The 14,036-nt window shown below is 35.3% G+C and carries 13 protein-coding genes; 8 read left to right on the forward strand and 5 right to left on the reverse strand.

Annotated elements, in window-relative coordinates; all coding sequences use genetic code 11:
* Positions 1-97: 97 nt before the first annotated feature.
* Together Gferi_RS19515 and Gferi_RS19520 are read right to left on the reverse strand one after the other, a co-directional pair.
* The gene (locus Gferi_RS19515; RefSeq protein WP_069979464.1) at positions 98-1,015 is read right to left on the reverse strand and encodes a sensor histidine kinase; all 918 of its coding nucleotides are present in this window, start codon (positions 1,013-1,015) and stop codon (positions 98-100) included.
* On the reverse strand, positions 1,008-1,685 hold the full coding sequence (locus Gferi_RS19520; RefSeq protein ID WP_069979465.1) for a response regulator transcription factor: 678 nt from the start codon (positions 1,683-1,685) through the stop codon (positions 1,008-1,010). Before Gferi_RS19520 ends, Gferi_RS19515 begins: the two co-directional genes overlap by 8 nt.
* A gap of 335 nt (positions 1,686-2,020) precedes the next feature.
* Between Gferi_RS19520 and Gferi_RS19525 the strand changes: the two genes are divergently transcribed.
* The 4 genes from Gferi_RS19525 (at position 2,021) to Gferi_RS19540 (ending at position 5,616) form a co-directional block, all read left to right on the forward strand.
* Positions 2,021-2,275, forward strand: a complete 255-nt coding sequence (locus tag Gferi_RS19525) for a hypothetical protein (RefSeq protein ID WP_069979466.1) — start codon at positions 2,021-2,023, stop codon at positions 2,273-2,275.
* 119 nt (positions 2,276-2,394) lie between these two features.
* Positions 2,395-3,423 carry a CotS family spore coat protein gene (locus tag Gferi_RS19530; RefSeq protein ID WP_069979476.1) on the forward strand — a complete coding sequence of 343 codons (1,029 nt, stop codon included), beginning with the start codon at positions 2,395-2,397 and terminating at the stop codon, positions 3,421-3,423.
* Between the two features lie 17 nt (positions 3,424-3,440).
* Positions 3,441-4,463, forward strand: a complete 1,023-nt coding sequence (locus Gferi_RS19535; RefSeq protein WP_069979477.1) for a CotS family spore coat protein — start codon at positions 3,441-3,443, stop codon at positions 4,461-4,463.
* 1 nt (position 4,464) lies between these two features.
* Entirely contained in the window at positions 4,465-5,616 is a 1,152-nt protein-coding gene (locus Gferi_RS19540; RefSeq protein ID WP_069979478.1) for a glycosyltransferase family 4 protein, read from the forward strand.
* Between the two features lie 91 nt (positions 5,617-5,707).
* On the opposite strand, the gene Gferi_RS19545 is transcribed toward Gferi_RS19540, so the two are convergent.
* Together Gferi_RS19545 and Gferi_RS19550 are read right to left on the reverse strand one after the other, a co-directional pair.
* A complete protein-coding gene (locus tag Gferi_RS19545; protein WP_069979479.1) occupies positions 5,708-6,721 on the reverse strand; it encodes a GDP-mannose 4,6-dehydratase in 1,014 nt (337 codons plus the stop codon).
* Between the two features lie 5 nt (positions 6,722-6,726).
* Complete coding sequence (locus Gferi_RS19550) at positions 6,727-8,049, reverse strand: UDP-glucose dehydrogenase family protein (protein ID WP_069979480.1); 1,323 nt, start codon at positions 8,047-8,049, stop codon at positions 6,727-6,729.
* 124 nt (positions 8,050-8,173) lie between these two features.
* Here Gferi_RS19550 and galU point away from each other — a divergent pair, with 124 nt between their 5' ends.
* Together galU and cotE are read left to right on the forward strand one after the other, a co-directional pair.
* A complete protein-coding gene (gene galU, locus Gferi_RS19555) occupies positions 8,174-9,049 on the forward strand; it encodes a UTP--glucose-1-phosphate uridylyltransferase GalU (protein WP_069979481.1) in 876 nt (291 codons plus the stop codon).
* Positions 9,050-9,135: 86 nt separating this feature from the next.
* Entirely contained in the window at positions 9,136-9,732 is a 597-nt protein-coding gene (cotE, locus tag Gferi_RS19560; RefSeq protein WP_083273653.1) for an outer spore coat protein CotE, read from the forward strand.
* Positions 9,733-9,902: 170 nt separating this feature from the next.
* Here the strand turns inward: cotE and Gferi_RS19565 are convergent, their stop codons facing one another.
* Complete coding sequence (locus Gferi_RS19565) at positions 9,903-10,322, reverse strand: hypothetical protein (RefSeq protein ID WP_069979485.1); 420 nt, start codon at positions 10,320-10,322, stop codon at positions 9,903-9,905.
* 248 nt (positions 10,323-10,570) lie between these two features.
* On the opposite strand from Gferi_RS19565, the gene Gferi_RS19570 reads away from it, so the two are divergent.
* Positions 10,571-12,583, forward strand: coding sequence for a transporter substrate-binding domain-containing protein (locus tag Gferi_RS19570; RefSeq protein WP_069979486.1), 2,013 nt, complete (start codon positions 10,571-10,573; stop codon positions 12,581-12,583).
* Positions 12,580-13,938 carry a sigma-54-dependent transcriptional regulator gene (locus Gferi_RS19575; RefSeq protein ID WP_069979487.1) on the forward strand — a complete coding sequence of 453 codons (1,359 nt, stop codon included), beginning with the start codon at positions 12,580-12,582 and terminating at the stop codon, positions 13,936-13,938. Before Gferi_RS19570 ends, Gferi_RS19575 begins: the two co-directional genes overlap by 4 nt.
* The last annotated feature ends 98 nt before the right edge of the window (positions 13,939-14,036 follow it).

Here is a 14,036-nt window from a genome sequence, read left to right on the forward strand (position 1 = left end):
TAAAGTCTGTATTGTATCCCTACAATACAGACTTTATCATACGTTTCTTTCCAGAATCTTTCCGGTGGACAAACAATTCTAACAGTTTTGTAAGAATTTAAGTCTTTCGGGGCAGAAACATTGAAAATACCGCTCCATCACCCAAAGATGATGCCACTTTGATATATCCGCCTTGCTCAGCTAAAATTTGGCGGGTTAGGTACAGACCAATCCCTACACCTTCCTGTTCGCTGACGGAATGGGAACGGTAAAAGCGCGCAAATATTTTTGGTTGTTCTGCTTCCGAAATCCCGATTCCGCTATCTGCCACATCAATGCGGCAAAACAGATCGTATTCCTTGACTGAAATTTGTATGCTGCCGCCTGCAGGCGTGTATTTAATGGCGTTATCCACCAGATTGCATAACGCTTCTGTCGTCCATTTATAGTCAAATACCATACGAGCATCAGTGGCATTCATAGTCAGCTGAATCTCTTTTTGCGCTGCTTTCGGCGCAAACTGTCCGGCTATTTCATCCAGCATAGGGGCAATGGCATTTGAAACCGGATGAAGTGTGAAAACGCCTGTTTCCAGTCGTGATAGTTTCACCAATGAGGCAATCAAAAAGTTCAGCTTTTCTGCTTGTCCCCGCAGTGCAGCTACACAATCTATACTTTCTTCCGGTAGTTCCTGTTCCTCCAACAGCTGTGCATAGAGCAGAATATTGGCAATCGGTGTTTTGGTCTGATGAGAGATATCTGCCAACAGCTCCTTGATTTTTTCTTTCTCAGTTTTTAAATTGCGCGCCGATACCGCCGAAGCAGCCAGATAGCGATTCAATCTGCTTTCCACCGCCGAAAGCAGGCTTTCATCAAAAGTATTTTCCGCAAAACTTCCGTCCATGGCGCAATCCAGCATTTGGTTAAGTGTTTTCATAATTTTTCTGGTTTTACGGTGTTGAAGCAGCATGATTGCAAAGCATAGCAGAATAGCTGCCAACGCAACGACAAACGGGACAAGATTCCATTCATTCATCCTGTTTCACCGCCCATACATAGCCCAAACCGTAGACGGTTTTGACATACTGCGCCGCATCCAGTTTGTCCCGCAGGCGCTTAACGGTTACCGAAAGTGCATTTTCATCTACAAAATCGGCGCCATCTGTCCAAATACGATCCAGGAGAACCGCCCGGCTTATGGTTACGCCCTGATTTTCCACCAGCAATCGAAGGAGCTTTTGTTCTGTTTTACTTAACTCCACCGCAGTATCCGCCTTAAAGAACTTCATATGCTCAAAATCAAACCGATAGCTGTCAATGACAAACGGCTTTGATGGATGGGCTATGCTGCGGCGCAGCTGAGCCTTTACTCTCGCACGAAGAATCGCAAGACTAAAGGGCTTTGTGATGTAATCATCTGCACCGTGCTCCAACCCCATGACCACATCTATTTCAGTGTCGTTGGCAGTTAACAGGATCACTGGAATAGGATTGCTCACGGTTTTAATTTCGTGAAGCAGCTCCAATCCACTGCCATCGGGAAGATTGATGTCCAGCAAAATCAACTCCGTCACACCACAGGCAAGCTGTTCACGAGCAGATTTTAAATCAAAACACGGAACAATTTGAAGTTCCTGGTCTTTTAAAGCAAGGCACAAGCCGCGACTGAGATTGCGGTCATCTTCGACAATTAGTAATTGTTTCATAACTTATCCCCCCTTCGCCTTTAATCCAATTTTACCCTTCTTTATGGAAATCGCCATTTGCGCTTCCCTGTGTACTTCAAATTCTGTCTGTAGAATAATGATAATACAAGGAATAGCTAATTTCAATTTCTAATTCATTATTAGGTCGGCTGTACGCCGACTGCACTTGAAGCGTGGCGCTGCCCCAGCATGCGTATAAGGCAGTAAAAGAAATTTTGGAGAAACTGCAAAAGGAGTAAAATATACTGCAGCTGTTTTTAAAAACTAATAAATTTATTATACCCTTTTCTGGCAATGAGAATATAATGAACTAAAAGAAAAAGGGGGGTGTAAAAATGAGCTATAGAGAAAAATATGAAAGTTCAAAATCAGAATGTTTAAAACATGTTAAAACAATGATTGGTGAATTAATGAAGGAAGAGTTAGAAGTGGAAGGCGTGGAAGTAGTTATTCCCGATGATAAAGATTTAGAGTATAAAATTAAATACGAAAATGATGAGTATGAAGGAACTTTTTCTATCAAAATTGGTTGGGTTAACAAAGAAGTGGAAGAAGAGGAGGAAGAAGAGGAAGAAGAAGAGGAAGAGTAAGAACTTAAGAAAATATAATTAATAGGGGGAGATTTCCCCCTATTAAAATATTTTTAGTGATTTTTATCAGCTATCAATGCATTTAAATTTATATCCTTTCATTGGTAAGGAGGAAAAACATGGCTAACGTTAATGAAGAAATTAAAGAAGCCTTGCAACAATATGATATTACTGTTGTTAGTATTAAAAACGAATCCTATAAAGATAAAAAGGGAGTTTGGTGGATTCAGACCCCTGCAGGATATAAAATATTAAAGAAACAGTCTCAGTCCATTGATACACTAAATTTTATCTTAGATGCTGTTGAACATTTAAAACAAAAAGGTATTTATATACCTGACGTTATAAAAACCAAAGAAGACAAGCGTATTGCAATAATAAATAACACCTGTTATGTATTGAGTGAAGCAATTAGCGGCAAAACATTAACTTATTCCAATGACAGCAATATTAAATTAATTATTCAGGAACTGGCTAAGTTTCATAAAGCTTCGGAAGGCTTTTTCCCTTCATCAAATACAAAAATGAGAAGTCATTTGGGTGAATGGATTGTCAAATACCGAGAAGAAATGCATAAATTAGAAGGCTATTATAAAACTGAAAGCCTTACGCAACAATCAACAGAATTTGGAAAACTAATTCTAAAAGAATATAAAAACTTTTATAGACAGATGGAAATGGCGGTAAACGAGCTGGAAAAAAGCAATTATTATCAATGGTCTAAAGAGGCTGGGGATAAAGGGTGTCTGTGTCACCAGGACTTTGCTGCAGGTAATTTAATTTATACGGAATCAAAAAAACTATTTGTACTGGATATTGACTCAATTACGATGGATATCCCCATAAGAGATATTCGAAAAATATTAAATAAGATTATGAAGAAAAAAGGCGGATGGGATCAAGAAACTTTAAAGTATATACTGGCTTGCTATCATGAAATGAATCCCCTAACGCCTTACCAATGGCAAGTTTTAAAAGCAACCCTACGATATCCTCACTTATTTGCAGGGATTATGAGTAAGTATTATGAGGGTCGTGACAAAAGCTGGACACAATCAAAATATCTAAAACGTTTAGAAGAAATGTTAAAAATTGAAAAATCTTTAATACCTCTTTTGGAAAATTTTGAAAAACTGCTACCAATATAAAGAAAGGAGCTTTACAAATGAATTCAAAGCTTGCCTCTAGCGACTTAAATGTGTTAGCTAAAAAAGTTCTTTTGAATTACTGGCTTGCACCAGCGCATTTAGTAATCATACAAAACGAGGGTTTAAAAACTCTTTGGAAATTTAAAGATAAAGAGCAGACCTTTTGCTTGAAAAGATTAAGACATTCAATAGATAAAGCAGCCTTTACTGTGAATGCACAAATTCATATATATAATAATCAGGGTAAAGTACCCAAAATCTACCTTAATAAAGATAATGAACCCATTACAGAGCACGAAGAACAGCTTTTTGTGCTATATGAATGGATTGAGGGCAGGGACTTAAATTTTAGTTTACCCTCAGATTTGGCTATTGCAATAAAGGGATTGGCAAACTTTCACTTAGCTTCTAAAGGTTATACTGCCCCTGATCATGCAAGAATATCTTCTAAGCTGGAAAATTGGCCGAATCAATATGAGTCTATGGCTAAAAGACTTGAAAAATGGAGAGAAGAAGCTGTATCGAAGCAGCAAATGCCCTCTTTTCAGGCCTACTTAAGTTGTATTGATGAAATGCTGGAAATTGCAAATATGGCTATTGAAGAGATAAAAAAATCCTCCTACGAAAAGCTGACAGGTATACCCCTTCAAGAGTGTACTCTCTGTCATCAAGATTATGGAGAAGGAAATGTTATCTATAGTAATGATATTTTATATGTAATTGATCTTGATAGTACTACCTATGATTTACCCCTTCGTGATTTGCGGAAGATCATTGGAAAACAAATGCAAAATCTTAGCAGCTGCAATGAAGAAAAAATCATGTCAATACTAAAATGGTATGAAGAAGTTAACCCACTGTCTCAGGAATACAAAAAAATCCTGATCATTGACTTAATGTATCCTCACGGGTTTTTCGGAGCTGTTAAAGATATTTTTAAAAAGAGTAAAGCCATCAGCTCAAGTAAAATTAAGGGAGCTGCAACATTTGAAAGAAAAAAGCTACAATTATTAAAAAATTTATTACAAAAGGTGGATTAATATGAAAATTGCCCTCATCTGTACAGAGAAGCTTCCTGTTCCTCCTGTTTCAGGAGGAGCGATTCAAATCTATATTAACAATATAGTACCAATTTTGTCTGAACATCATGAAATTACAGTCATTAGTTTAAAAAATAATAAAATGTCAGACAATGAAAAGGTGGGAAATGTACAATACTTACGCGTCAAAGGAAAAACAGCAGATGAATATATCAAAAATATTATAAATACAATTGCAGATGAATATGATTTGATTCATGTATTTAACAGACCTCTATGGATTTTAAGATTAAAATCGGCTTTTCCAAACGCAAAATTCAGTCTCAGTCTTCATAACGAAATGTTTACAACTAAAAAAATAAATAAAGAACGTGCAAAGAAATGTATTAACTACTGTGAATTTATTACTACTGTCAGTCAGTTCATAGCAGATGAGTTAAAAAGAATGTATCCTGAATCAGAAGAAAAACTACACACGGTTTATTCAGCAGCAGATTTAAAGGAATTTATACCTCCTTGGTTTAATGAAGCAAAAGAAAACAGCAGGAAAATGCGTGAAGCACTAGATCTTACAGACTCAAAGATAATCTTATTTGTAGGAAGATTTAGCCCTAAAAAAGGTCCTCATATCCTATTGAAGGCTGTTCAAAAAGTTATGGAAGTTTACTCAAATACAGCCGTGATTATGGTAGGAAGCAAATGGTATGGCGGTAATATAACCGATGATTTTGGTAGAGAGCTTCATCAAATATCGAGTAATCTAAATGGAAAAGTCATATTTACCGGATTCTTACCTCCTTCAGAAGTTCCAAAATACTTTCAAGCGGCCGATATTTTTGTTTGCGCTTCGCAGTGGCGAGAACCCCTTGCTCGAGTCCATTATGAAGCAATGGCGTCAGGCTTGCCTATTATTACTACAGCGCGAGGAGGAAATGCTGAAGTGATAGAAGAAAATGTAAATGGTTTCGTTATTCATGAATACAATAATTCCGAAGTGATGGCTGATAAAATAATGTATCTTTTAGAGCATCCTGATATAGCAGAAAAAATGGGAGGAATGAGCAGAAAACTTGCTGAAGAAAAATATAACTGGAATCGCGTTGCACAACAACTACTAGAGTTGTTTAATCAAGTTAAATCATATAGTAACTAAGAAAACTAGAAGGAATATCCTCTTAAAGATAGATAAATGAAGCAAGGCTATTGAAATTTCAATAGCCTTGCTTCATTTTGCCGTATAATTCCTAACAAAGGAATAGGCCTTTCTGATCTCCTTTATACCTCATTAGCCATTTGATATAATCGTTTATTCCATCTTCAAAGGTTTTACCGGGCTGATAGCCGAGTACCGCTTTAGCCTTTAAAATATCAGCAAAAGTCTTATCCACATCGCCGGGCTGAATCGGCAGTCGATTGACCACGGCTTGAATATCCAATGCTCTTTCTATGGTTGCTATCATTTCATTCAATGTTATCGTCTTTGATTCCCCTAGATTAAATATTTCATATTGTTTCTCTTCTTTATTGATCCAATCTATTGTTTTCATAATGCCGTCAATAATATCTCCAATAAAGGTATAATCCCTTTGGGTAGAGCCATTGCCATAGACAGGAATAGGTTGCCCGGTCATGATCAACTGGGTAAATTTATTAATGGCCAGATCGGGCCGCTGTCTTGGTCCGTATACCGTAAAAAAACGCAAGCAAGCAATACTCATTTCATAAAGATGATGATAGGTATAACAGATTAATTCTCCTGCTTTTTTCGAAGCAGCATAGGGGGAAATAGGTTGATCTACAGGATCATCTTCACGAAATGGTACTTTTTTATTATTTCCATAGACAGAGGAACTAGAAGCAAATATAAACTTATCTACTCCATTTTTCCTAGCTGCTTCCAAAAGAGTAAGGGTTCCATTAATATTTATATCATAGTATAGGTCCGGATTCTCTATTGAGGATCTTACTCCTGCCATGGCAGCCAGATGGATGATGATTGAAATTTCATGCTTCTTAAATATTTCTTCCATTTTATTTCTGTTTCGAATATCTTCTCGATACAGTGTGAAATTATCCGGTTCAATACTTAATCTAGTCATATTATACAGTATTTCTTTAATATAATTTTCTTTTATTTTTGGATTATAATAGTTATTAAAATTATCCACTGCAACTACTTTTTTATTGGCTCTTAAAAGCTCATCTATCAGACTTGAACCGATAAACCCGGCACCTCCAGTTACCAATATCGTACTCATCTATATTATCTCCCCACACAGTAGTATTGAAATCCCTTTGCTTCTATCACATGCCTTTCAAATATGTTCCTAAAATCAAAGAAATAGTTCCCTCTCATCTGATTTTTGATATCATTTAGATTCAGCTGCTTAAACTGAGGCCAATCTGTTAAAATCAAGATTGCATCTGCTTCTTTTATCGCATCATACGCATTATGACAAAAAACTAAATGATCCTTAATATGGTTAAATCGCCATTTCCCTTCTTTTTCTCCAGCGGGGTCATAAACCTTTATATAAGCGCCTTTTTGCACTAAACCCTCTAAAATAACCAGTGAAGGAGCTTCTCTCATGTCATCTGTTTCCGGTTTAAAGGTAATTCCCAGTACACCCAAGGTTTTACCTTTTAAATTATCCATAATACTGTTGATTTTTTCAATCATTCGATGCTTTTGAATTTCATTTGCTATAATTGTTTGCTCTACAAGGGTAAGTGGAACGCTATTATCCCGTCCGGTTTTTGCCAAGGCCTTTGTATCTTTAGGAAAGCAACTGCCACCATAGCCCGGTCCAGGTTGGAGAAACTTAGGACCGATTCGATGATCCATTCCCATACCCACAGCAACGATTTTAACATCTGCTCCTACTTTTTCACATAAATTTGCTACCTCATTAATATAGGTAATCTTAATGGCTAGGAAGGCATTTGCAGCATATTTTATCATTTCTGCAGTCTCCAAATTGGTGATGATAAAGGGTATTCCATGGCCATCAGGTACGCTATATACCTCCCGCATTACTTTCTCAGCCATTTTTGACTCCACCCCTAACACGATACGGTCCGGTTTAAAAAAATCTTGAATAGCAGAGCCTTCTCTTAAAAATTCCGGATTTGATACTACATCAAAGTTGCTATGATTGTTTTTACTGAATAATATATCACGGATGATTTGTTTCACTTTTTGACCTGTTCCTACCGGAACGGTGGATTTGGTTACTATAACTTTATAACCATTGATATACTTAGCAATGTCTTCAGCCACCTGTAAAACTGACTTCACATCAGCACCACCATCATCTTTTGCCGGTGTACCCACTGCAATAAAAATAACTTCACTTTTTTCAACAGCGGTTTTTATATCTGTGGTAAACTCTAATCTTTTATAATGATTATTTTTTTCCACCAACTGATCCAACCCAGGCTCATAAATTGGAAGCTTTCCCTGATTTAATGCAGCTATCTTATCGATGTTTCTATCGACGCAAGTAACCTGCATTCCAAATTCTGCTAAGCATGTGCCTGTCACCAAACCTACATATCCTGAACCTATCACAGCTATTTTTCGCATAAGCTATCTCCCTTTGATTATGAATTAAAGTCAATATAAAGTTTTCATGTTTTGACCTAATACATAATATTCATTTTTTCATATAATGAACTAATAAATAATAAGAGTTGGGTGGGGAAATAAAATGAAAATACGTAAAGCAATCATTCCGGCAGCGGGACTTGGAATAAGACTATTACCTGCTACAAAGGCACAACCCAAAGAAATGCTTCCTATAATTGACAAGCCGGCGCTGCAGTATATTGTTGAAGAAGCTGTAGCCTCCGGAATAGATGAAATTTTAATTATTACAGGAAGAAATAAAAAATCAATAGAAGATCATTTCGATAAAGCAGTTGAATTGGAACTACAGTTAGAAAAAACAGGAAAAATAGAAATGCTGAAAGAAATCAAAAGAATTTCAAGTATGGCAAAAATTCACTATGTACGGCAACAAGAACCTAAGGGATTAGGTCATGCGATTTGCTGTGCAAAAACCTTTATCGGAAATGAACCCTTTGCAGTGTTGTTGGGTGATGATATCATCGATTCTAAAATCCCTTGTTTAAGTCAACTGGTTAAATTGTATGAAGAATATGATTCAACGATTTTAGGTGTGCAAGAAATTAATAGAGAGGACGTCAATAAATATGGTATCGTTAAGGGGAAAAAGATAACAAAGGATCTTGTAAAGATAGAAGATTTAGTAGAAAAACCAAAGGTAAAGACAACACCGTCAAATATTGCAATTATGGGAAGGTATATCCTTGTACCTAGAATATTTGATATTTTAGAACATACACCACCGGGTCGAGGTGGAGAAATACAACTTACAGATGGATTAAGAGAGCTAGTTCGTTATGAGGATATGTATGCTTTTCATTTTGAAGGAAAAAGATATGATGTGGGAGATAAGTTAGGATTTATCAAAGCAACTGTTGAATTTGCTTTAAAAAGAGATGATATAAGAGATGATTTTAAAGTGTACCTTCTTGATAAGATGAAGAATTTTGTTTTTTAATAAAATAAATGATATGAAATAGCACATCTAACAAAATGGTGAATATAATGAACATAAAAGAAAATGTTTTGATGTAAAGGAGGGTAATGATGGACAAAAAAAATGCAGGAAGTATGCGAACAATTATAACTACTGCTGTTTGTGGAAATGCCAGTCATATATATCAAACAACCATTCATATTACAGGCGATGAAAATGCAGACCCTAGTCGTGTTTTAGGTTGTACCATTACGAATGCTAAAATTATAGATAGTAAATTTGAAAATTTCAATAGAAAAAACATTAATGTAAGCGTAAATGGCCAATTTGAAATACATGTGTGGTACGAAGCCAATGGAGATACAAAAATTTCAAAGAATATTGCAAAGTTTTCTGAATTAATTCAAGTAGAGAATATAGAGGGGATTAACTTCATAGAGGAAAAACACTTTAATCAGTTAATTATAGCGCGAATCAATAAAGAACCTGTATCTCTTGGAACCTCGATTGTGAATGTATCTGGAGTACCAACTATCGCTATTCAGGTAGAATATGAACTAGGTGTAGAAGTGGTGGGAGATGCTAGAGTAACCATTTCAACATATCCTATAGAGCATAATGATAAAAGCAACAAAATCATTATACCTGCAAATATTCATTTAGAAGAAGAACCGGAAGAAGATGGTGAAGATACGTCTACATAATAACTTTATGGGGATGTAGGCTTGAAATAAAGTCATTCAAATAAAAAAGCGTTCAAAAATAGAGAGGAAGAGAGGAAATCAGGAATAATAAGCCTGACTTTCTCTTTTTTATTGTAAGGCCAAAATATACATAATTAAAGGCAGTCGTAAAAACGGCTGCCTTATAAAATCTAATTTGGAATTTGAAATTCATCCAATATTTCTTTCGAATAGGGGGCAACTGGGATAGTATCCTTTTTGTATTGTTCCAGATAGCTTTCATACGCTTCTTTTGTTGCGAAAGTTGAAACAATTTTTAATGGCTGTTTCTCAATTACTTTAAAGAGAATATGAATGCTGCCGCCTTCTGAAACCTTAAAATAAACTTCTTTAGATACATAGAAACAGTTGGTTTCTCCTTCATTAAGGTCAATTTTTACCTGAAAGACCGAGTTGCTGCTATTAATTTTTTCTACAATTGCAGCTTCTTTATAAAGATAAGTTTCTTTTACAGTCTGAATAGTATCGGCTAGACAGTATTGTCCTATGGCTGAAACTCCAATAATCATGGAAAGTATTACAATTGCAAGCAAGAAAAAACTTTTATACATAAAAATCCCCCCTTGATATTTTATAAAATCCCTTTTTATATATTATTAAGCAATCTCAGGAGATATGACCCCCAGAGGAATATTAAATGGGCACGCTGTTTTTCATAAAAACCAACACAATAATATAGCAAAGCTTTTTATTTTGAAGGAAAAAGTCGAAATTAGACGAATAATTTAAACATCCAGACGATTGAATATTTTATATTCTTTATTATATAATAGGCATCCAGTAGATGCAGGGGGATTTTATGGACAAGAAACCAAGCATAATTTATGTAATACCTATCATTTTAATAGCAGTTATCAGTATATATTTTTCTAATATAAGTGAGGCGGATGTTATTTCAGATTTAAGGTATCCTAAAAATCCTATATTGACGACCGAAGAGCAGCGGTGGCTAAAAGAACAGGGGACATTGATTTATGCTGCGGACGATAATGCACCTCCCCTTAGATTTGTTGATATGGCAGATCATCAGTATAAGGGTGTTGTGGTGGATTATATTAACCTTTTATCCTTGGAGCTGGGCGTTAAGATCGAATTGCATCCATTGCTCTGGGAAGATGCCCTGAAAAGCTTAGAAGAAGGTAGAACGGATATGTGCGATATGTTTAAAAGCAAAGAACGATCCAAGCATTTTCTATTCACGAATCCTATATATAATCTGAGAGCAGTTCTAGCTGTAAAATCAGGCAATAAAGAGCGTGAACACTTAGGAAATATGTCTATAGCTACTCAAAAAGGCGATTATGTTAATGAATATCTTATAAACACTTATCCTGGAATAAAGATTGTTCAAGTGGATAATGTGAGCAGTGCCTTGGATTTGCTTCTAATTGGAAAAGTAGATGCAGTAGCTGGGGATGAGCCGGTAGTTCTTCATCAGATAAAAAACAAAAATGCTGAGGCCTTGCTTCATATAAAAGAAGCGCCTCTCTATGAAGAAGAGGTTGTATTTGCTGTACCAAAATCCAAGCCTGAACTGGTGTCTATTATCAATAAAGGGATTGCTGCATTAAAGGATACGAATCAACTGGAGAGAATTCAGCAAAAATGGTTTGGTATTTCTGCTCCAATAGTGCAGGTGCCTGATTATAGCACCAGAATCAAATACATATTAGTAATTGCTGGGATTTTAATGATGATTATAGTGGGTATGATTACCTGGAATTATTTTTTGAAGCAGGAAGTAGAAAAGAGAACGAAAGAATTAATGGACAGCAAACATGATCTGCAGATAACCTTTGATGGAATGACTGAATATATAGCGGTTACTGATTTAAAGCTAAAGATTGTAAATATCAATAAATCTTTTTTAGATTTTTTAAGGTGCTCAAAATCTGATGTGCTTAATATCTATTGCAGGGAAATTTTTAAGGATTTTAGCCCTATAAGCATGGAAAAAATGATTTTGGATACCATCCATTTAGAAAAGAATTTAGAAGAAGAATTCATAAGCAGGAATAATTATTATGCAGTCCGTACCTATCTCCTAAAGGATAGTATAGGAAATATGAAAAATATATTAGTGGTAATACAAAATATAACAAAAGAAAAGATATCAGAAAAACAAATGCTCCAAGCAAATAAAATGGCTGCCATTGGTCAATTGGCGGCAGGCATGGGCCATGAAATACGAAACCCTCTAGGGATTATTAGAAATCATAGCTATATTTTAAGCGCTTTATATGAGGATGAAAGAATCATTCGATCTCTCGATTATATAGACGCAGCTGTAGAAAGAGCCAATAGAATTATTGATAACCTTCTGGAATTCTCCAGACTTACAGATGATGATAAGAGATGGATTCACATTAAAGATTTTATATCGAAAATTTTTGAACTTGAACATAAAACATTAATGAAACTGAATATAGCGTATTTCATTCAGTGTGACGAAAACATAAAGTTGTATTCTAATGTGGAATCTCTAAAACACATTTTAATTAATTTAATTTCAAATGCTGTAGATGCTATAGGTGAAAATGGCAGTATAAACATAAATGTATTTTCTGAGGAGGAACGAATCGTATTTAGGATTGAAGACACAGGAGAAGGAATACCGGAAGATGAAATAGAAAAAATATTCAATCCTTTTTATTCTACGAAAGAGCCGGGAAAAGGAACGGGATTAGGTTTATATATTGTATATAATGAAGTTGAAAAATTAAACGGACATATTTCTGTTACAAGCATTCCTAATCGTAAAACAGCATTTGAAATTTCTTTACCCATCGATAATAAGGAGAATGCCCTATGATTGAATCAAGCAAAATATTAATTGTGGATGATGAAGTTGAGTATAGAGAGACCTACAGGATGCTATTAGAAGGAAGAGGTTTTTTTGTCGGAGAAGCCAATTCGGTCCAGGAGGCCCTTGAAATACTTGAGAGAGAATATTATCCCATCGTGCTGTCTGATGTTATAATGCCAGGAAAGGATGGATTCTATTTACTTAATGAAATAAAGAGAACCTATAGGGATTCAATAGAAGTGATTATTGTAACCGGATACGGAAGTATCGAAAGCGCTGTCAGAGCCATGAAAATAGGTGCTTTAGGATATTTTATCAAAAGTAGAAATCCAGAAGAATTGTTCAGTGAAATAGATAAAGCCAAGAGATTTATAAAATTGGAGACACAAAATAGTATAGCAAAGCGGGAAGCCGGCTCGAAACTTTTTTTAAGTCAGATAAAGAGTCCCAAAATGTTTAGGGTTTTAAAAGAGGTTGATGCGATATCCCAATTTTCAAGCAATATTTTATTGACAGGTGAAACCGGAGTAGGCAAAGAAATCATTGCCAAACTAATCCATCAAAAAAGCAAAATGGCTAAAGAAATATTTCTACCTATAAATTGTCAGGCAATATCCGATAATCTACTGGAATCGGAACTCTTTGGCCATGAAAAAGGTTCTTTTACAGGGGCTGCTTCAAGACGCATCGGACGGTTTGAGGAAGCTAACGGTGGAACGATATTTCTTGATGAAATGGGAGAAATGTCACTGAATACCCAGGTTAAAATTCTAAGAGTACTGGATACAAAACAGATAGAGAGAATTGGATCAAACAAACAAATTAAAGTGAATTTCAGATTGATTTCTGCTACAAATAGAAATTTATCAAAGGAGATAGAATTAGGCAATTTTCGGGAAGATTTATTCTATAGAATCAATACGATCAATATAGAGATTCCGCCTTTGCGGGAAAGAAAAGAAGACCTGAAAGGGATGATTGATTTTTTTATTACACATTTTAGTAATGAAATGAAGAAAAATATCAAGGGCATAGAAAGAAATACAGAGCAGTATCTATTAGCCTATGATTATCCGGGAAATGTGCGGGAGTTAAAAAATATTATTGAGCGGATCGTGGTATTATCGACTGACGGTATTTTAAGACTCAATAATTTAGAAAATATAAAAACGAAAGAGCTAAATATCAGTCAGAACGGTAAAATTATACCTTTTAAGGAAGCCAGGAAAAGGTTTGAAGTAGATTATATAAAGGATGTATTAGAAAAATGTGATAACAATATTACACAGGCCGCAAGCTTGATAGGTATTAGCAGAAGGCAGTTATTTAATAAGCTGGTAGAGTACAATTTAAAGAGTTGAATTATTTAAATCAGTTTGATGTCAAGTTATATCCTTAGGACTGGGATGAACTTGGCATTTTCTTTGCATAAATGATAGTATGACATGAAATTTTATCC

The organism is Geosporobacter ferrireducens (genome assembly GCF_001750685.1).
Taxonomy (GTDB): domain Bacteria; phylum Bacillota; class Clostridia; order Peptostreptococcales; family Thermotaleaceae; genus Geosporobacter; species Geosporobacter ferrireducens.